Source organism: Sporosarcina sp. FSL W7-1283 (assembly GCF_038003105.1).
GTDB classification, from domain to species: Bacteria; Bacillota; Bacilli; order Bacillales_A; family Planococcaceae; genus Sporosarcina; species Sporosarcina newyorkensis.
Window position 1 is genome coordinate 1,832,349 of record NZ_JBBOOL010000001.1, and the last position, 18,741, is coordinate 1,851,089.

At 42.7% G+C, this 18,741-nt stretch carries 26 protein-coding genes; 5 read left to right on the plus strand and 21 right to left on the minus strand.

Annotation, left to right across the window (positions count from 1 at the left end; genetic code table 11):
- Window positions 1-33 precede the first annotated feature (33 nt).
- The 10 genes from MKY93_RS08945 to MKY93_RS08990 form a co-directional block, all read right to left on the minus strand.
- On the minus strand, window positions 34-891 hold the full coding sequence (locus tag MKY93_RS08945; protein ID WP_340758833.1) for a CAP domain-containing protein: 858 nt from the start codon (window positions 889-891) through the stop codon (window positions 34-36).
- A gap of 179 nt (window positions 892-1,070) precedes the next feature.
- Window positions 1,071-1,973, minus strand: coding sequence for a CobW family GTP-binding protein (locus MKY93_RS08950; RefSeq protein WP_340758834.1), 903 nt, complete (start codon window positions 1,971-1,973; stop codon window positions 1,071-1,073).
- Window positions 1,974-2,047: 74 nt separating this feature from the next.
- Window positions 2,048-3,547 carry a lmo1851 family serine protease gene (locus MKY93_RS08955; RefSeq protein WP_340758835.1) on the minus strand — a complete coding sequence of 500 codons (1,500 nt, stop codon included), beginning with the start codon at window positions 3,545-3,547 and terminating at the stop codon, window positions 2,048-2,050.
- A 106-nt stretch (window positions 3,548-3,653) separates the two neighbouring features.
- Window positions 3,654-4,358 (minus strand): purine-nucleoside phosphorylase, encoded by a 705-nt coding sequence (gene deoD, locus MKY93_RS08960; protein ID WP_009496621.1) that lies wholly within the window; start codon window positions 4,356-4,358, stop codon window positions 3,654-3,656.
- Between the two features lie 78 nt (window positions 4,359-4,436).
- The gene (locus MKY93_RS08965) at window positions 4,437-4,661 is read right to left on the minus strand and encodes a YozE family protein (RefSeq protein WP_078816650.1); all 225 of its coding nucleotides are present in this window, start codon (window positions 4,659-4,661) and stop codon (window positions 4,437-4,439) included.
- Complete coding sequence (gene msrB, locus MKY93_RS08970; protein ID WP_009499536.1) at window positions 4,661-5,086, minus strand: peptide-methionine (R)-S-oxide reductase MsrB; 426 nt, start codon at window positions 5,084-5,086, stop codon at window positions 4,661-4,663. Before msrB ends, MKY93_RS08965 begins: the two co-directional genes overlap by 1 nt.
- The gene (gene msrA, locus MKY93_RS08975) at window positions 5,083-5,613 is read right to left on the minus strand and encodes a peptide-methionine (S)-S-oxide reductase MsrA (RefSeq protein WP_340758836.1); all 531 of its coding nucleotides are present in this window, start codon (window positions 5,611-5,613) and stop codon (window positions 5,083-5,085) included. The genes msrB and msrA overlap by 4 nt, the downstream gene beginning before the upstream one ends.
- A 13-nt stretch (window positions 5,614-5,626) precedes the next feature.
- Entirely contained in the window at window positions 5,627-6,199 is a 573-nt protein-coding gene (locus MKY93_RS08980; protein WP_340758837.1) for a YpmS family protein, read from the minus strand.
- Window positions 6,200-6,206: 7 nt separating this feature from the next.
- The gene (locus tag MKY93_RS08985) at window positions 6,207-7,010 is read right to left on the minus strand and encodes an SGNH/GDSL hydrolase family protein (RefSeq protein ID WP_040758095.1); all 804 of its coding nucleotides are present in this window, start codon (window positions 7,008-7,010) and stop codon (window positions 6,207-6,209) included.
- Window positions 7,011-7,041: 31 nt separating this feature from the next.
- Window positions 7,042-7,878: a DegV family protein gene (locus MKY93_RS08990; protein WP_009496616.1), complete on the minus strand. Its 837-nt coding sequence runs from the start codon at window positions 7,876-7,878 to the stop codon at window positions 7,042-7,044.
- A gap of 82 nt (window positions 7,879-7,960) precedes the next feature.
- On the opposite strand from MKY93_RS08990, the gene trhA reads away from it, so the two are divergent.
- On the plus strand, window positions 7,961-8,596 hold the full coding sequence (trhA, locus tag MKY93_RS08995; protein ID WP_009496615.1) for a PAQR family membrane homeostasis protein TrhA: 636 nt from the start codon (window positions 7,961-7,963) through the stop codon (window positions 8,594-8,596).
- An 8-nt stretch (window positions 8,597-8,604) separates the two neighbouring features.
- On the opposite strand, the gene MKY93_RS09000 is transcribed toward trhA, so the two are convergent.
- From MKY93_RS09000 to MKY93_RS09025, 6 genes are all read right to left on the minus strand, one after another.
- Window positions 8,605-9,087 (minus strand): dihydrofolate reductase, encoded by a 483-nt coding sequence (locus MKY93_RS09000; protein WP_340758838.1) that lies wholly within the window; start codon window positions 9,085-9,087, stop codon window positions 8,605-8,607.
- Window positions 9,088-9,101: 14 nt separating this feature from the next.
- Entirely contained in the window at window positions 9,102-10,043 is a 942-nt protein-coding gene (locus MKY93_RS09005) for a thymidylate synthase (RefSeq protein WP_340758839.1), read from the minus strand.
- Window positions 10,044-10,307: 264 nt separating this feature from the next.
- Entirely contained in the window at window positions 10,308-10,445 is a 138-nt protein-coding gene (locus MKY93_RS09010) for a hypothetical protein (RefSeq protein ID WP_009496612.1), read from the minus strand.
- Between the two features lie 135 nt (window positions 10,446-10,580).
- Window positions 10,581-11,177 (minus strand): YpjP family protein, encoded by a 597-nt coding sequence (locus MKY93_RS09015; RefSeq protein ID WP_078816655.1) that lies wholly within the window; start codon window positions 11,175-11,177, stop codon window positions 10,581-10,583.
- A 641-nt stretch (window positions 11,178-11,818) separates the two neighbouring features.
- Window positions 11,819-12,598: a class I SAM-dependent methyltransferase gene (locus tag MKY93_RS09020; RefSeq protein ID WP_340758840.1), complete on the minus strand. Its 780-nt coding sequence runs from the start codon at window positions 12,596-12,598 to the stop codon at window positions 11,819-11,821.
- A complete protein-coding gene (locus MKY93_RS09025; protein ID WP_009496609.1) occupies window positions 12,595-13,026 on the minus strand; it encodes a BrxA/BrxB family bacilliredoxin in 432 nt (143 codons plus the stop codon). The genes MKY93_RS09020 and MKY93_RS09025 overlap by 4 nt, the downstream gene beginning before the upstream one ends.
- 245 nt (window positions 13,027-13,271) lie before the next feature.
- Between MKY93_RS09025 and MKY93_RS09030 the strand changes: the two genes are divergently transcribed.
- Both MKY93_RS09030 and MKY93_RS09035 read left to right on the plus strand, forming a co-directional pair.
- Window positions 13,272-13,382: a putative holin-like toxin gene (locus MKY93_RS09030; protein WP_245799415.1), complete on the plus strand. Its 111-nt coding sequence runs from the start codon at window positions 13,272-13,274 to the stop codon at window positions 13,380-13,382.
- A 327-nt stretch (window positions 13,383-13,709) separates the two neighbouring features.
- Complete coding sequence (locus tag MKY93_RS09035; RefSeq protein ID WP_245799416.1) at window positions 13,710-13,820, plus strand: putative holin-like toxin; 111 nt, start codon at window positions 13,710-13,712, stop codon at window positions 13,818-13,820.
- Window positions 13,821-14,072: 252 nt separating this feature from the next.
- Here MKY93_RS09035 and MKY93_RS09040 read toward each other — a convergent pair whose 3' ends face one another.
- The 4 genes from MKY93_RS09040 to MKY93_RS09055 all read right to left on the minus strand — a co-directional run bounded on the left by MKY93_RS09040 (window position 14,073) and on the right by MKY93_RS09055 (window position 16,389).
- Window positions 14,073-14,246: a pilus assembly protein PilO gene (locus MKY93_RS09040; protein ID WP_340758841.1), complete on the minus strand. Its 174-nt coding sequence runs from the start codon at window positions 14,244-14,246 to the stop codon at window positions 14,073-14,075.
- 11 nt (window positions 14,247-14,257) lie between these two features.
- Entirely contained in the window at window positions 14,258-15,112 is an 855-nt protein-coding gene (locus MKY93_RS09045) for an ATP-binding protein (protein WP_340758842.1), read from the minus strand.
- Window positions 15,113-15,123: 11 nt separating this feature from the next.
- A complete protein-coding gene (locus MKY93_RS09050; RefSeq protein ID WP_340758843.1) occupies window positions 15,124-15,948 on the minus strand; it encodes a DnaD domain-containing protein in 825 nt (274 codons plus the stop codon).
- Window positions 15,949-16,125: 177 nt separating this feature from the next.
- Complete coding sequence (locus tag MKY93_RS09055) at window positions 16,126-16,389, minus strand: hypothetical protein (protein ID WP_009496602.1); 264 nt, start codon at window positions 16,387-16,389, stop codon at window positions 16,126-16,128.
- Window positions 16,390-16,489: 100 nt separating this feature from the next.
- Here MKY93_RS09055 and MKY93_RS09060 point away from each other — a divergent pair, with 100 nt between their 5' ends.
- Window positions 16,490-17,503 carry a DUF1646 family protein gene (locus tag MKY93_RS09060; protein WP_340758844.1) on the plus strand — a complete coding sequence of 338 codons (1,014 nt, stop codon included), beginning with the start codon at window positions 16,490-16,492 and terminating at the stop codon, window positions 17,501-17,503.
- A gap of 151 nt (window positions 17,504-17,654) precedes the next feature.
- Here MKY93_RS09060 and MKY93_RS09065 read toward each other — a convergent pair whose 3' ends face one another.
- A complete protein-coding gene (locus tag MKY93_RS09065; protein WP_340758845.1) occupies window positions 17,655-18,098 on the minus strand; it encodes a GNAT family N-acetyltransferase in 444 nt (147 codons plus the stop codon).
- 163 nt (window positions 18,099-18,261) lie between these two features.
- On the opposite strand from MKY93_RS09065, the gene MKY93_RS09070 reads away from it, so the two are divergent.
- Entirely contained in the window at window positions 18,262-18,723 is a 462-nt protein-coding gene (locus tag MKY93_RS09070; RefSeq protein WP_340758846.1) for an Lrp/AsnC family transcriptional regulator, read from the plus strand.
- Window positions 18,724-18,741 lie beyond the last annotated feature (18 nt).

Genomic DNA, 18,741 nt, shown 5'->3' on the forward strand with positions numbered 1-18,741 from the left:
AGGACGATGGAATATTCTCCATCGTCCTACCGCTTATTTTTGAATGAATTGTTGTGTCCAGTAATTTCCGTTCGCATCATAACCGATTCCAATATGAGTAAACTCAGGTGTCAAGATATTTTGTCTGTGACCTGCAGAGTTCATCCAAGCTGTTACGACTTCTTGTGCGTTCCGTTGACCTTGTGCAATATTCTCAGCTGCCTTACGGTATGTAATGCCATTCATCTTCATTTGATCAAATGGAGAGCCATATGTAGGGCTTGTGTGTGAGAAATAATTGTTTTTGGCCATGTCTGCTGATTTTTGTTTAGCAGACTTCTGAAGAGTTGCGTCAAATTGCAATGGTTTCAGACCTGCTTTTGCTCGTTCAGCATTTGTTAGATCTAGTACTGCTTGTTCTTCAGCAGACACATTTGCAGACGGCTGTTGTTGTTCTGGCTTTTCAGCTGTTGGTGGTGTGCTCGGCTGCTGTGGTGTTTCAGCCGGTGTGCTTGGCTGTTGTGGTGTTTCTACTGGTTGACTCGGTTGTTCCGGCTTCTCTACTGGTTTACTAGGCTGCTCTGGCTTTTCAACTGGTTTGCTCGGTTGTTCCGGTTTCTCTACTGGTTTACTAGGCTGCTCTGGCTTTTCCACTGGTTTGCTCGGCTGTTCTGGTTTCTCTACTGGTTTACTAGGCTGCTCTGGCTTTTCTACCGGATTCTTAAGCTCGTTGTTCAAGATGCTATAATACTTATCCCAGAAATTAGAGAATATCCCCTTATCTTGTCCTTGAAGTATATTCCACGTGTACGTTTGGCTGATGTGGACAGTTTTGATCGTGCTTGCCTCCGCTGAATGGTTAGGCAATAAAATAGCTGAGCTTAATAAGATGATTGTCAATGGTTTTTTCATCTTCATACCTCCTCTTCTACGAAACTTATCATAACGTTTTAGAAAAGAAGAAAATATGACGGAAATTGCCAACTCGCCCAATACAATCTACAAACCTATGAGACAAGAGCCTCAGCTTCCTTATAATTGGCAGATATGCCCTTCCATGAAGACTATTGGCAGCGAAAAGCTATTGACAACTACTTTTCAGGCGGATATTCGATGCTTGAAAGCTGCTCACCTATGAGGACAAGTTTTGAAGGAATTTGCATATATTCAGGTATCCAATTGACCATTCCATACGCATATTGGAACAAGTGTGAGTACCTGGAGCCTTCTAATTGGATATAGCCCTTCATCCGATATACGGTGTCTGGCAAGGAACGCACCCAATCTTCAAAATGCTCTTGATTAATCGGTTTCTCAAAAGACAGTACCTTCGAAGCGAGTGGAAGGCCGCTGCCTGTACTGACGGCATGTTTCGGAGCAGAGGCGGCATCCACCATCTTCTCGATATAGCTAAAATCGATTTTCGCATTCGTTGTTTGTACGAGAGGAGCAAAGCTATTGAATTGTGTCACTTGCATCGTTACAGATGTCAATTGATCCGCTGTTAGTAAATCTGCTTTATTCAGCAGCATGAAATGAGCATGTCGGACCTGTTCCAAGAATAATGCGAGCATACGCGGAGAAAGCTTATCACGATCCAGCCAGCGCATGGCGTCTACAACCGTGATAATACCTTTCACATCTAATTGGTCGGCGAATAAGGGTGAATAGACGGCATCTAACGACTCTACCGGATGGGCAGCGCCTGTCGTCTCAATGAACAGCACGTCAACGTTTGGATAGTCAGTCAATAGACTTTGCAGTTGGGCTTCCGTCGATTCAGCACCTGTACAGCAAATACAGCCATTCAGCAACTCTTTTAACGGCACTTCCTCTTTCTCTTCAACGATTTGACTGTCTATATTCAATTCGCCGAATTCATTCATCAGAACAGCGGGCTGCCTCCCTTGTTTGTTTACTTGGTCAATCAATTGAACAAGCAAGGAAGTTTTTCCACTGCCAAGAAATCCACTCAATAAATATACATCGATCATAAACCTCTATCCCTTCTATAGAAGAAACGCATCCAAACAAGGCTGGACGCGTTTTCTTGTCCGTATTAAACGGATTATGATTTTACTTTCTTCAGGACGACTTCTTTTGCCTTTTGCAATTGAGGATCGTCTTCTTTCATCTTATCCCGCAATTTTTGCATTAAACCAATCGTCGAATCGCCAGTCAGTATGCCTGTTTGTTCGAGTGAAAGGTCTTTTTGCAATGATTTAACGGCCTGTGCAGTGTTTGCGTCATACAACCCGTCCGTTTCCCCAGGATGGTATCCTACTACTTCAAGCATTTCTTCAGCAGCTTGAACCGCAGGAGATACCATGCCTTCCTTCATTTCTTCAGAGGCATCTAGGAACGGAAGTGATGCATAAGGAGGGTATGGCACTTTAACATCAGGCTCAATCCCTTTTTTATGAATCCAATTGCCGTCCGGCGTCAACCATTTGGCTGTCGTCAACTTTAGATTGGAACCATCTTGCAGCTGTGTCGGTGTCTGCACAGTCCCTTTACCGAACGTCTTGATACCGACAATCGGAATATGAGCGGATTCTTTCAGCGCACCTGCTAAAATTTCAGATGCCGACGCACTTCCATCGTCTACGATCAATGCAACAGGCACGTTAATTTTCTGACCGTCTGACGCAGGGAAAATCTCTGCCGGCCGACCCTTTTCTTGTGTCTGGAATAAAGCTTTCCCTTCTTCTACAAATAGATCAGAAATATCGATAGCGGCACTCAACACACCACCTGGATTTTGACGTACGTCGATCAGGACACCTTTCATCCCTTTTTCCGTCATTTCATTTAAAGATTCCAGTAATTCTTGATACGTATTTTCAGAGAAGGACGTAATGTTAATATGTGCAATATTGTCATCCAGCATTTCGGCATATACCGTATGAACGGGGATGACATCTCGTACGATTTTCACCTCGAACGGCTCTGCGGCTGTCCCACGTCGGACCGATAATGTGACCGTTGACCCTTTTTCCCCGCGAATTAACAGTACAGCTTCCGAAGAGGACATACCTTGGATACTTTTTCCGTCTACCGAAAGGATGGTATCATTCGGCAATAGCCCGACTTTTTCTGCAGGCGAATTCTTAATAGGAGATACAATGCTGATATAGCCATTGGACTCTTGAATTTCTGCGCCGATTCCTTCAAAACTGGATGATATACTTTCATTCAGCTGCTTCGCTTCCTTTTCGTTCAAGTAGTCCGAATAAGGATCTCCTAACGCATCGACCATACCGTTGATTGCTCCGTCCAGTATGACTTGTTCGTCGACATCATCGAAATAACTTTGTTTCAGTTGATCATACGCATCGAAAAGCTTTTTAAATTCTTTTCGTTCACTTCCCACTTGTTGGGGTTTGACGACCTCTACGACTTTATCATCACCGACTGTTAATGCGAAGAATGTAACCGCTGCTGTCGCCAGTACAAGGGCAAAGATGAGCATGATCAGCGAAAACGGCTTAATCCGGATATACCGGCTAGGTTCGGGTTTCTTTTCCGGCTCTACCTCTCCGTTTTCTTTTGAATCGTTCTCGTTCATCGTCTTCCCTACTTTCTAAACTCCCATGAAAAGAACCGCTGTCTAGAGCGGTCTTTGTTCAAAGGTTCTTTATGTGCAGCCATTCCGCTGTTTAAAATACTGTGTATTATTCAGCGATTGCTGCTTCTAGTGCTACTTCGATCATGTCATTGAATGTTAATTGGCGTTCTTCAGGCGTAGTGATTTCGCCTGTAAGGATATGATCACTAACCGTAAGCACAGCAAGCGCTTGACGGCCAAAGCGAGCAGCTAGCGTGTAAAGTGCAGCAGCTTCCATTTCTACAGCCAATACACCATGACGTGCTAATTTTTCATGCTGTGCGTCTTCATTATAAAAGAAGTCTTCTGTGAAAACATTCCCCACTTGCAAATGAAGGCCTTTTTCTTTCCCTGCATGAAATGCTTTCAATAAAAGATCGAAATTTGCGATCGGAGCATAACGGATGGGACCGAACGTTGTATCGTTTAACGATGAGTTCGTTGTCGCAGCCTGTGCTAAAATCACATCGCGAACTTTTACGTCCTTTTGGATGGCACCGCATGTACCCACACGAATTAATTTCTGCACGTCAAACTCCTGCATTAACTCTGTTGCGTAAATAGAAATAGAAGGAACGCCCATACCTGTTCCCTGCACTGAAACGCGTTTTCCTTTGTATGTACCCGTATACCCGAACATGTTTCGTACTTCATTGTACTGAACAACATCTTCTAAAAACGTTTCCGCAATATACTTTGCACGCAGTGGATCTCCCGGAAGAAGAATCGTGTCGGCGATATCGCCTTTTTTCGCATTAATATGTATGCTCATGTCTTTTTCAGCCTCATTTCGCTATTTTAATTTTATCATACAGTGAATAAAGGCGAGATGCAATGAAGACCTCGCCATTTATCTGCTGCATACGTCTTGATAGATTGCGTACAGTTCATCAAAGGTAGTGGAGCTTAAATCGTGATCGGCTTGATCCTCGACATAACGTGACAACGTATCGAATTCCTCTTCATTTTTTGGAAAACTCGGATCACGAAACATCTTTTCTGCAAACATCGCCTTCACATCGTCTTTTCCACCGCCACGATACCTCAACGCAAAATGATAAAAGGATCGATCCATCACGTAAATAGCCCTTTATACTCTCCGTAGCCCTCTTTCTCCAAATCGGAGACAGGAACGAAACGCATAGCTGCAGAATTGATGCAATAGCGCAGTCCGCCTTGATCAGCTGGACCATCCGGGAAGACATGTCCCAAGTGAGAATCTGCCGTTTTGCTGCGGACCTCTGTACGGCGCATCCCATGAGTGGTATCAAAGTGCTCCGTCACTTCAGACGCTTCAATTGGCTTCGAAAAGCTTGGCCAACCACAGCCCGCATCGAATTTATCATGGGAACTGAACAACGGTTTGCCTGAAACGACATCCACGTATAGACCTTCTTCATAATGTGCATCAAATTCATTTTGGAAGGGCGGCTCTGTCCCGCTTTCCTGCGTTACATAATACTGCATATCCGTCAATCGGTTTCTCAAGTCCTCTTTCATGATGGATCCCCCCAATGCTTTTCAATAAACCCTGCTCGTCCTGATCCTACGGTGTAACTTTCATAATGCCCAGGGTTCTTTTCATAATATTGCTGATGATATTCCTCAGCTGGGTAAAATGGATGCGCCGGTAAAATGTCTGTGACAATTGGCAAGTCAAACTTCCCACTCGCCTGAAGCTCTGTTTTAGATTCTTCAGCCTCTTTTTGCTGTTCAGCTGAATGTGTATAGATTGCAGATTTATAGGACTCGCCACGGTCGTAAAATTGTCCGCCTGCATCAGTAGGATCAATCACTTGCCAGAAAATATTCAATAATTCGTTATACGAGATGATGTCATCATCAAATTCAATCTTCACTGCTTCGCGGTGTCCCGTCGTGTTCGAACAGACTTCTTCATACGTCGGATTGACTGTATGTCCTCCTGTATAGCCTGAAGTAACAGAATGTACGCCTTCGTATAGGTCGAACGGTTTGACCATGCACCAAAAACAACCACCTGCAAATGTTGCGTATTGTGTCGCCATCTATGTTGCCTCCTTAATTTTTCGGAATCAATACTTCCAATATAATCTCATCTTTAGCTAAATTCACTTCTTTTGCTTTCACTTTAACGTCACCGGAGATCGGCAAATCTTGCAAATCAATGAAAATTTCTTCTTCTTTCGGCCGAACGATCATCCATGGAGGGAATTCGACAGAGTTTTTCAATAGCTTTAATACAGTCGAAGGAGGAATATTCAAATCCCCTAATTCCATAGACGATTGCTTCAGGATTAAGTTTCCATCTTCCCGCACGATCGGGTCAAAGTGCATGGCAAGTGGCAACGTATAGGAAAACACGGTTAGTTCTGACGTCAGGAGTACATCATCACGCATTTCCAACTCAACAGGTAATGCGCCTTTGACCGCTTTCCGAATGTACGTATTCGCAATGCCTTCGAAATTTTCCTTCGTCGTATTTAATTCCAGCGAATATCCTGCCTTCGAGGAAGCGTTTGATTCAGGAAGAGGAGGTGAAGATGCGGTATTGCCGATTACTATGATCAGCCCGACGATCGATGCTGCGATTAATCCTGCAAGGCTGAAGAATGCTATTTTCCAATAATTCATTAGTTGCTCACTCCACTTCCAAATCAATTGCTGAACATTTCTTCATTTCATCCACAAATCGTTTTCCCATCAAATCATAGCCTTTACTGTTTGGATGGAAGAAGTCTGTATGATAAACCATATTTGTATTCGAATTAAATAAATCTTTAACAGGAATGAAACAAGCTGCTCCGTCTTTCCGTACTTGTTCTTCCAATGAAGCATTCCAATCATCGACAATCTCCTCAAATTCCTGCACTTCATCCGTAACGACAGAAAATGGATTGTATAGACCGGCTACAATGATCGGTGCATTTGGATTGAGCAAACGGATCAACTGAAATAACTCTTCCATTCTATTTTCAAATTTACCAAGTTCCTTATAAAAATCGGAAAGCTTCATTTTCATGAAATTCCCTTTGACTACTTTCATCAAATCATTGCCGCCAATTGTAAAAACGATATAGTCGGCTTGCACGATTGCTTCTTGCACGTCGGTATCTTCCAGCTGATCTAACAGCTGATCGCTTCTCTTTCCTCGCTTTGCTAAATTCACAGCATCTACTTCCATTATCCCTTTCCATTGTTCCATCTCTGTTGTTAAGCGTCCGAAATAACCGCCTTCTTTACGTTCATCCCCTACCCCTTGTGTCAATGAATCTCCTAAACCGAGTACGTTGACCCGCTTTGGAACAAAATATTCCGGTATTGAGAAAGGTTCGAAGAGAACTGGTTCTCTTTCTGGCAAAGCCGTTTCTTTTTGGCTAAATGGTGCTTGGCACCCGGATAAAAACAATGAGAAGACGAACAGGAATAAAACCATTCTTCTCATAAACTCTATCTTCCCCTTTGTTTTGATAGTGTTACTCTGTGTAAAACATAAAACCAATCGCGCCTTCGCCCGTGTGGGTACTGACAATTGGCGTTGTAAATGTAAGCTTTACTTGAATACCCATTTCTTCAATCGTTTTTTTCAAAGGTTCGGCCATCAATAGTCCATTCGCATGGGCGATGCCAACGCTACGAATTACTTTCCCCGCAGTCTCTTTTTTAAACTCATTCAATAAATATGTGACGACTTGTTTGTGACTGCGTACTTTCGCGACAGGGGTATAAACGCCATCTTTCAATGTAGCGATCGGTTTAATGTTCATTAATGATCCGAACATCGCTTTCCCCTTGCCGATCCGGCCGCCTTTTACTAGATTATCCAGTACGTCCACCACTACATATAGTGAAGAACGTTTACGAACGCTGTCAAGCCCGTTCACAATTTCTTGGACAGATTTCCCTTCTTCCACCATACGGCATGCTTCGAGTACTTGAAACGTTAGGGCATGTGAAATGTACATGGAATCAATGACCGTAACGTCTGCAGAAGAAGCCTGGGCCGCCGCTTGGGCAGATTTCACTGTGCCGCTCATCCCGCCCGTCATGTGGATCGAGATAATTTGAGAGCCGTCCGCTCCTAGTTCATCGTATAATTTTTGAAAGACACCGACAGCGGGTTGTGAACTCTTTGGAAGTTCTTTTGACTCTCGCATGAGGTCTAAAAATTGGTCGGGCTGAAGTTCTACTCCATCCACAAAAGATTGATCGTTAATTTGGATAGTCAAAGGTACAACGTGAATTTCGTGTTTTTCTATGAGTTCTTTAGTGAGATCAGCGGTAGAATCCGTGACGATGTGTATTTTTTTCATGTTTATGGTCTCCTTCGCGTACTGTGAAATGCGATTTTCTGTTCATTTTTTGCTATAGTGAGGTTTGAGGAGTTGTTGCTTTTTGTCAGATGCATTTGATTTCAAGAATTTTTCGGAAGAACGTTGGAATGCGATTACCCACGCAATCGGTTTCTTGCTCAGCATACCTGCGCTGGTCTTTCTGATATTGGCAGGTATAGAGCGCGGAACCGCGATAGCCGTTGTCAGTTTCACGATTTTCGGGGTCTCTATGCTGTTGCTTTTCTTAATGAGCACATTACTACATAGTATGCCCATTAAAGTGAAAGAGTTTTTCTCGATTTTGGATCACTCCGCCATTTATGTCTTAATCGCGGGAACATATACACCCTTCTTGCTCGTAACATTAAAAGGGGCTCTCGGCTGGACATTGTTCGGCATTATCTGGGGACTTACGATACTAGGGATCTTGTTCAAAATCTTTTTCATTCACCGTTTTGAGAAAGCCTCACTGGCGCTTTATATCGTCATGGGCTGGCTGATCATTATTGCAATCAAGCCATTGTATGAACAACTTCCGCCCGCAGGCTTTTGGCTGCTCGTAATTGGGGGAGTTCTCTACACATTCGGTTCTGTTTTTTATGCGTGGCGGCGCTTGCCGTACAATCATGCAATTTGGCATTTATTCGTCATTGCCGGCAGCGCAGCCATGTATTTTAGCGTCCTTCTGTATGTATAAGAAGGGCGCTATTCTTTTTTGTCCCAAATTTGATAGACATATGCTGTGCGGTCTTCTGCATATTGTACGTCGGACTCACTAGTCAGCTGCCAGCCATCTTTATATTCAGGGAAGAACGTGTCGCCTGGATAGGAATTTTCAATAACGGTGATATACAGTCGATCCGCCAAGTCCATTGCCATATCAAAAATCTGTGCTCCTCCAATGATGACTACTTCTTCGGAGTATTCTTTAGCTTTTTGGATGGCTGTTTGCAGATCATGCACGACCGTTATACCTTCTGCTTCATATGATTCATTCCGAGTGACAATAATATTCAAGCGCCCAGGCAACGGACGCCCGATCGATTCAAATGTTTTACGCCCCATAACGATCGCTTTACCCATCGTCATCTTTTTAAAATAAGCCAATTCTTCAGGAATATGCCAGGGCATTTGGTTGTCTTTTCCTATTACGCGCTGTACGTCATGTGCAACTAGTAGTGAAATCAAAATTTTTCTCCTCCTTACACAGCAATCGGTGCAGTGATTTTCGGGTGCGGATCGTAGCCTTCTATCGTAATGTCTTCTACGTTTAAGTCGAAGATGGAACGACCTGCGTAATTGATGTTTAGTTTCGGCAAGTCTCTAGGCTCTCTCGATAGCTGCTCCTGTACTTGCGTCAGATGGTTTTGATAGATGTGTGCGTCTCCGAGTGTGTGAACGAACTCACCCACTTCCAGACCGCATTCATGGGCAATCAAATGAATCAATAACGCATATGAAGCAATATTGAAAGGTACACCTAGGAAGACATCTGCACTTCGTTGATAGAGCTGGCAAGATAATTTTCCGTCCGCCACGTAAAATTGAAACAGTAGGTGGCAAGGAGGCAACGCCATCTCATCCACTTCCGCCGGATTCCAAGCCGTGACGATATGGCGACGTGAATCAGGATTGGTTTTGATACTTTCGATGACTTGAGCCAATTGGTCAATGACACCGTGGTCTGTATCCCACGCCCGCCATTGTTTGCCATAGACAGGACCTAAGTCGCCATACTTCCTTGCAAAATCTTCATCTGTGAGAATCTTTTCTTTGAATGCAGCAAGTTCAGCTTTGTACGTTTTCGCAAATTGTTCATCTTCCACTACACGATGCCCGAAATCCGTCATATCCGGCCCTGTATATGCATCGCTCTCTACATATCGTTCAAACGCCCATTCATCCCAAATTCCATTGCGGTCTTGGATAAGCGTCCGAATATTCGTATCGCCTTTCAAAAACCATAATAACTCGGAGACGATCAGACGAAATGCTGTTCGTTTGGTCGTCAATAAAGGAAAGCCTTTGGCTAAATCGAAGCGCATTTGGTAACCGAAAACGCTGTATGTCCCCGTACCGGTCCGATCTCCTTTTTTCGTTCCTGTTTCCAGAATATGTTGACAAAGATTTAAATATTGCTTCATTTTCAGACTCCTTTTTTCAAGCAACTGCTTCTAAATTACATACAGTATAGCATTATTTTAGTCATGACCCTACCAATGACATTTTTAAAATCGAGAACAAAAAAACACCTCTTTAGATGGCGAATTACGAAAGCCATTTTGGAGGTGTGTTTTTGGACTGAATTTTGGTGGTGTTTATACTGTTTGGTTGTATATAAACACAATATTTGTACGCTCACATCAAGTGGATCGCGTTGACTCCGCTTTTTATTTACTTCTTTCTTGTCACGTACCTACATCATTTTCTCCGTTGTCCTCTGTCAGCGGATCTTCTACTTTGAAATTATCCTTGTCATTGTCTTCTCCACAAGCACTCAACAACAATACTGCCGCCAATGGCAATGCTAAAAATTTCCCTTTCATTTTGGCACCTCCAATGATTTATAGTACGTAGAGTTATTATCATCTCTCCGGAATAGTAATTTATTCATTGTTTTTGTTGCCGTAAAATAACAAAATAAAAAAACACCCGTTTTCATAACGAGTGTTTCAACATTTTTAAGACAACCATTTCGGCGGTGTGTTTTTGGACCAATAAATGTCGCCCAATGTATGATGAGCTGTGAACCCATCGTCAGCCGTATGATAATGGAAATTGTAAAAGTACCCATCAAGAGGACGTTTCTCGGTGCGAACGTGGAAACGAATAACGTCCTGTCCCGCCATTTTATCATGCACATGGAAAATCTTTTCTGCGTAATCGCCGGAGGGCTGTTCTGTGATCGCAAGACGACGTTCTGCTGCATTATGTATAGTGGTCTGTATCACTGCTTCGATTCTAGGGAAAATCTCCGAATCAAATTCATCTTGAATCACCGGACCGATGCGCTGACCGAATTTTTCATAAGACAGCGAACGCGCGAGATCGAGCAGTTGGTCTTCTTCTGAATGAATCGGATAATCAGGTGTAGATAAAAATTCCGTAGGCGAGTCGTCGAGTTCAATTGAATAGTGCGAATCTCCAGTTGTAGAATCCATTTCATTTGGCTCGTCCTTCGACTGAAAGTTCGACCAAATTTCATGATTGGACGTAATGGCCCCAAGCGTCAAGACTGCGACCGATGCGATCATAAATCGCTGCAACCATTGTTTCATGCTACCACTCCCTTCAACATTTCGTCATACATCCTAGTAACTCATACGAAAAAGCCGACAAAAGGTTTCTTCTTTCTCCAATTCATTGTACAATAAAGTCAAACTTCAATCATTCTTTTCACAAAAAGTTCGTTGATTGCAAGTTAAGCGGAATTCAACCAACCAACACGCAGGATAAAGGAGGTCGCACGAATGGACGTTAACTTCCTACTAGGAATCGGAATGCTCGTTTTGACATTATACTTAAGTTCCTTAAACTTCACTCACTGATCTAAAGCGGAAGGCGCCGTCTAGTCTCGACAGGTACTGGAGGGCTTAAAAATAAAGGCGCTCTTTGCCTTTATCTTTAAGACCGAAGTGTCCCGAGAGACTGGCGCCTGCAGCTGGATGGTACAAAAGTGAAAGACGCCGTCTAGTCTCGACAGGCGAAACGCAAAAAAGACTGTACAAGCCAAGAATTCGGCCTGTGCAGTCTTTTTTTATGGAAAGAAGTTGTTACGCTCGCACTACGGTTGTTTTGGTGCGGTGTGGTGCGAGTTACGAGCGTTTGTGGTAGACTTTCGCTCGGTACAAAGCAGTTTGGTGCGGCTCTGTCTTGGATTGGTGCGGTGCGGACGAGTTTTCGTTCGGTTCTCCGTCACTCACTTCTCCAGCACGCCATAATGCACTTTCGTATGCAGACGAATTTGCTGAGTGAAGCCAAAACGTTCGAACATTGGTGACTGGTAATGGTCTTTCAATACCACGCGTCGCTTGCACACTCTTAAAGCCTCAGCTACCCACTCTTCCGACAAACGATACATAGCACCTATTTCACGCAAACTCTCAAAATTGGAAGATTCCTCAATGGGTGTTGTAAACATCGGATCTAAAAACACCACGTCACGCGAACTTGTCGGACACTGCTTCAAAAACTGAACAGCTTCCGAATGAATGACTTCAATCCGTTCCATTGATTCCTTCAACAAAGGAAAATCAATCGGAAAATTGCGTAATCCAGTCGCAGCCAAAAAAGCGATTACCTTATCTGCTTCGATTCCTTCGACTATCCCATTCGGACCTACGCTACTAGCCGCGATGATGGCATCCGATCCAAGACCCAACGTACAATCCAAAAAAGAATCTCCCGCCATTAACTCTGCTGCTTCAATTAAAGGATCTAGTTCACCTTTCAACAGACGCTTCAATCGATACGTAGCAGAATTCGGATGAAAAAAGAATGGCTCCGACATCCCGCGTCTGTAAAACGAATAACGGTCCTTCCCAGCCACCAAGACGTCCGATTGATAGACGTCTTGCAACTTGGACACGGACCGCTTTTTTCGTTCGACAACAGGAGCACCCAAACAATCCTCGGCATATTTCAATAAAGCAGCAGATTGTTCATCAGGTCGGCCGGCAGTCGTAATAATCACGTTCACTGACTAACAACATTCGTCAACACATCGACGAGGTGATCTTTGATTTGTTCTTTTTGAAAGTTCTCAATTTGTTCACGTGGAATGAAGTATGCTAATTTCCCATCATTCCAGATCGCGACAGATGGTGAACTTGGCGGCACTTCAGGGAAATGCGAACGCATAGCTTCCGTCGCTTCTTTATCCTGTCCAGCAAATACGGTCAATAAATGATCCGGTTTTACTTCCGCAACTGCTTCGCGAACCGCGGGACGCGCTAAACCTGCTGCACAACCGCAGACCGAGTTGATCACAATGACTGCAGAACCTTTTAAGTCCTGTAATGTATGTTCCACATCTTCAGCTGTCGTTAATTCCGTAAAGCCCGATTGTACTAACTCTTCGCGCATGGGCTGTACAATGCCCCTCATGTACTCATCGTATGCGTTCATTAAAAATCTCCGCCTCTCTTTAATCGATTACGTTTCTATCTTATCGTGTTCAGTGGAGATTTTCATCTTATCTACTCTTTTGTTGCTTTTATAGTAAATTAAATTCGGAATGGTTTCTTAATCAACAGAAGGCGAACATATGGTCTATTTGTGTTTCTTTTCACTCTTAGGAATGGTATAATTGAATGGTAGACGACAAATAGCGGATGGGCGGTTGGCACTCCCTTGAGAAAGGGGGTGTTAAAATGGTGACATACGAAGCAATGAACATGCTATTCCAATTTGGAATGTTTCTCGCAGCAATAGTAACAGCAGTTGTAGCGATGATTGCTCTATTCATCAACAGAAAAAAGTAACCACCCTCCGCTTATGACTAGGAAAGCTGAGTGGTTACTTTTTGTAACACCTTAAGACTTTTACTGGCCAACCGCACTTCATGCGGATGTCAGCTGCATTGACCGGGTGTAAGCGCACCTGGTCTTTTTTAGTATATGTTCAGTTTACCATACTTATACGAACTCTACACCTGATTTAGCATAGAAATTCAGAACTAGTAATGACGAGCATGAAATAGGCAGCAATATGAACAGTATGTCATTTCATCCGCTAGAATGGTATAATTAATAGGTAGACGACATATAGCGGATGGGCGGTTGGCACTCCCTTTGAAAGGGGGTGCTTACATGGTGACATACGATGCAATGAACATGTTATTCCAATTTGGAATGTTTCTCGCGGCAATGGCAACAGCAGTTGTAGCGATGATTGCACTATTCATCAACAGAAAAAAGTAACCACCCTCCGCTAACTGTCCAGAAAGCTGAGTGGTTACTCTCTTTGTAACACCTTATAACTTTTACTGGCCAACCGCACTTCATGCGGATGTCAGCTGCATTGACTGGGTGTAGTCGCACCTAGTCTTTTTTAGTATATGGTTATCTTACCACATTAATACGATCTCTACACCTAGGTATGCTTAAGAAAGTTAAGTTAAGACACCTGCCTCCAGTACAATTTAAATAAAATCCGAACTGCCCTTGAACCATTTACTGACCGGATACCTTTTCAAATACCGCCAACCCCCTTCGTGCAACCATTGCCGCTTCCGCAATTTGCAGACGCTTTTCCAAGGCATCCATGTCCGCTTTGATTTGTTGCTTGTTAACCTCAGCAACGGGCCACACCGTGTAAATCCCTTTGTTGTTTATCCAATTAGTCATTTCCAACACCCCTAATATAATAATCGATCTCTATAATCATGATCCGGAGTAAATAATTCGATGGTTTCTGAATTCTCACCTATCCGAGAAACAGAACGAGCGCCGATCACCGCTTTTAGCGATTCCTTGTCGAAGTTTGTTGTGTATACGGTTGATTTACCGCGTCGCAAATCAATTAGTTTTACCCATTCACGGCTAGACCAGGAGAGTTCGTCGGCCGCTTTATTTGTTTCAACTCCGACATCATCTAACACGACTAGATCAAAGTCAGCAAATTGTTTTTCAAAACGCTCTTGCGCCACCCGATTGCCAAACGTATTTTTGATATTGTCGAAGAGCTTTCGAGATTCGATGAACGCCACTTTTCTGCCCTTATGTTTGAGTGTCCGCGCAATCGCCTTAGCGAGATGCGTTTTGCCTGTACCTGGCGTTCCTGATATCCGTAAATTCCGGATCTTACCTTCTAACAAATCATTGATATAGTCGGTAGCTTTTCCTTTCGCCGCCGTCAATTCAGAATTCAGTTCTTCAAAATTCTTAAAGCCTGCTTTGTCATCGCTATTGATGTAATACCAATCACCATCCACGATATCCTGGCGCTTCTGAATCAATTTAGCCCCCACTTGAAGGGTATAAAATTGTTTCTGACATTCATGACAAATCGACCAAACGTCTTCTTGAAGCCGGTCACCGTCAAAGCAATATACCCATGCTTGTTTTGTATGCTGTTGACAAGCTGGACATTGAACATATTCCATACGCACTTCCGATACACTTTGCACATAATCCGGATGGATCTTAAAAAATAAATCCTCTACTTTGCTGACGTTCAGCTTCTCAAATACACTTTCAAATGCATGAACCAATACAATCCCTCCTAGAATGGCAAGTTCGAGTAATCGATTTCTTTCGGTTTGTAGTTCTCCACTGTTTTTCTTTGTCGCTCAAGGGTTTCCGACGAGGCATCGAATAACGACCGAACCTTGGCTTTTGGTTGCCCTTTGCGTGCTTTTTGCTTTTCGTCATTTTCCACGTCAGTGATCGTTGTAAAATTTTGCGACCTCCAGTTGCGTATGATGCCGAACGAATAATTAATTTTATGCGTCGCGTTTGCCAATACAGCCTTCTTTAAAGCGAGTAATGCAAGTTCGGAATTTAGTTCGTCGCACATTTCGCCGAGAACCTGTCCAATTTGTGGGGTAAGCGGCGCGATATTGGTTTCATAAAAATTGGCGATTTCTGCAAAACCAGCGTCCACAACAGCCGAGCTTTTTTCTCTAGTCGATTTAATTCGTTCATCCGAAAGACTTGGCTGTTGTCTAACGATTTGTTTTATTTCATTTTGTTTAGGTTTACTTAATGTGGTTACGTCGTGTTCGTTTCGTGTCCGTACGGTGCTCGCTTTGTGACCTTCCTGTGTATCAAAACGTACCAACGCATAACTACCAGCTTGATTGGCCCGACCGGATTTTGTGTAGACGATTCGTCCTGCGTTCATTAATTGCGTTCTGGATCTGTCTAGTTGTTGTCGGGATAAACCACATTTTGCTTGTAATGTTAAGTTTGCGACCGTAAACTCATCCGACCAGACAGTTTTATTGTTGATCGCCATCAGTGTGTGCCATAAAGCAATCGCCCCGCTCGATAGAGGGTTTGTGTCCAGCCAGTCATGAAACGAAACAAGTTCTTTTAAGTAGTTCATTATTTCACCACCTTTTATTGAACAGAGGGTACCTCTTTATCTGTCATATAGAATCTTTTTTGGAAAAGGATACACTGTTGTTGAAATTATTTTTTGTTTTTTGAAAATGAACAATAAAATAGAGTCGAAGCTTTTTGCCTCCACTCTCGTAATTACTATTCGCCTAGTTTGCCCATCTTATTTTCCATTGCCATCTTCCTCGCAATCCTTCCGCTTCACCATCGTCTTACTTCCAGAATACAACCCGCTCGCGGACAATCCCATAATCAGCCCGCTTAACACACCGGACTTCCAATCATTCGGGAACAAATAGAACATGCCTCCGCCGATACCTAGGGCCAGTGAGAAAATGGGCATCAATTTTTTAGGCAAACCATATAATTTCAGCAGCTCAATCAAGCCGATAATGACGGGAATTAATACGATATCTGTCGCTTCCATGTTCCGTCTCTCCTTTTTTTCTATCGTATGGACATTCTATGCAAAATGAGGCGGCACTTTGCATAGAGTAGTAGGAAATAATGAAAGAAAGGAGTAGCTTATGGTTGCTGGCTTGATAGTGATTCTAATGCTTGTATTGTTGTTGCCTTTTACCGTTACTCGTATAGAACGAAACTTGGAAATTTTTCTGTTTTTCATGGGCTGTGCTGCCGCATATATTAGCGGAGTGCTTCAACCCGAATTAATCATGCAGGCGCTTCATGACCCGCTCCATATTACAATAGCAGTCGTCGCAGCCGGCATTGTATTCCGTTGGGTGCGTGTGCCGTTTGAAAAAGCCATTCTATACGGCAGCCGGCTTATCCCTTTTCGTCTGTATTTAGCTTGTATTATTATGATTTTAGGTCTCGTTTCCAGTATCATCACCGCAATTATCGCGGCACTCGTCCTCGTTGCGATTGCTTCGGTACTCCAAATGGACCGCCGCTCGGAAATTCGCTTCGTCATTTTGGCATGTTATGCGATCGGCATGGGGGCAGTGCTTACCCCCATCGGAGAGCCGCTTTCAACGATTGCAACCAATAAACTGAATGAAGATTTCTATTATCTGATGAATTTGCTCGGAACGGATATCATAGCAGGGGTCTTTGTCTTCGGACTGTTGGCACTGTTCATCATCCGTCCTCGCTTAACCGTCCGCAAATCATCCGGACAAGCGGTGGAATCTTATTGGAGTATTTTCGTGAGAGGCATGAAAGTGTATGTTTTTGTCCTTGCTTTGACACTTCTCGGCGCCGGATTCGAACCGTTGATTCGTCTTTACTTACTCGATCTTCATCCACTGACGCTGTATTGGATCAATATGATTTCTGCCGTTCTCGATAATGCGACACTGGCTGCAGCGGAAATTAGTCCTTCTATGGACGAAGCGACGATTCAGGCGATTTTGCTTGGATTGCTCATTAGTGGAGGGATGCTGATACCGGGGAATATCCCGAATATCATCGCGGCAGGTAAATTGAATATACGCAGTGGTGAATGGGCGCGAGTCGGTGTGCCGCTAGGTTTTCTTGCGATGGTTGTGTATTTTGTGATTTTGCTGGCTAGGCAATGAAAAAAGACCGCTCAGTTGGCGGTCTTTTCTCTATTTGCATGCAATTAGACGAAGTCACTCCGAAGTGTTTGGTTGGGAAATGGATTACATGGAATTATTGAATTTGTTTCTCAGACAAGTACTCTATACAAATAATACATTTGAAGTTTTATTAGGACAAACCTAATTCGTATTGGTAAAAATGTGAGTCTCGAACGTACCCGTTTCTTTCATATAGTCTTTGTGCAGAATAATTATCCGGTGCCGTACTTAAACTAATACTTTTTGCCCCTGTCTCAGCAGCAAACTCTTTAGCTTTGTCTAAGAGCATTTCTCCTACCCCTTGGTTTCTAGCTTCTGCATCCACATATAAGTCATTTAATATCCATACTCTTTTCATCGATATTGATGAAAATGTTGGATAGAGTTGAGTAAATCCAACGTATCCTTGCTTATCTTTAACAACTAATATAACAGAATCCCTGCTTGCTAAACGTTTTTTTATGTAAGTCTTAGCCCCTTCTAAATCCGATGGTTGTTGATAAAACATGCGATACAAATTAAATAATTTTGAAACTCCTTCTAAATCTTCAATGATAGCATGATATATTTTCATTTAAATTCCTTTCCCCTTCCTATTTAATATAATTTTTTCTTAATCACAATTATATATGGTATATTATTCTGAATACATAACCATTTTAAGGTTTATTTTAAAGATACCTAATTTAAAACTTTAATAGTATATATGTACTTAAAATTTTAAGGAGGAAAAAAACTTGGACGAGATTGATCATAGCATTCTTATACAACTTCAAAAAAACGCTCGAATATCAATGACAGAATTAGGAAAGGAAATTGGTCTTTCAACGCCTGCAACAAATGAAAGAGTAAAAAAACTTGAAGATAAAGAAGTTATAAAAGGGTATCGTGCTATCCTTGATCCTGAAAAACTAAATAAAAATATAACAGCTTTTATCTTATTCGATACAAAACAAGGGGAAAAATTCAAAGATTTTTGCAAAGAACAACCTATAGTAGTAGAGTGCCATCGTTTAGCTGGCCAGTTTAGTTACTTAGTAAAGGTTGTAACGGAATCAGTGAAAATACTTGAAGAATTTATTGATGCTACTTTATCTTTCGGAGAACCGACTACCTTAATAAAATTATCTTCAGTTGTAGACTATAAACCATTTACTAATGACATGGTTGTTTTAGATAGACAAAGGCATCCTGAATAGATCTATTCAGGATGCCTT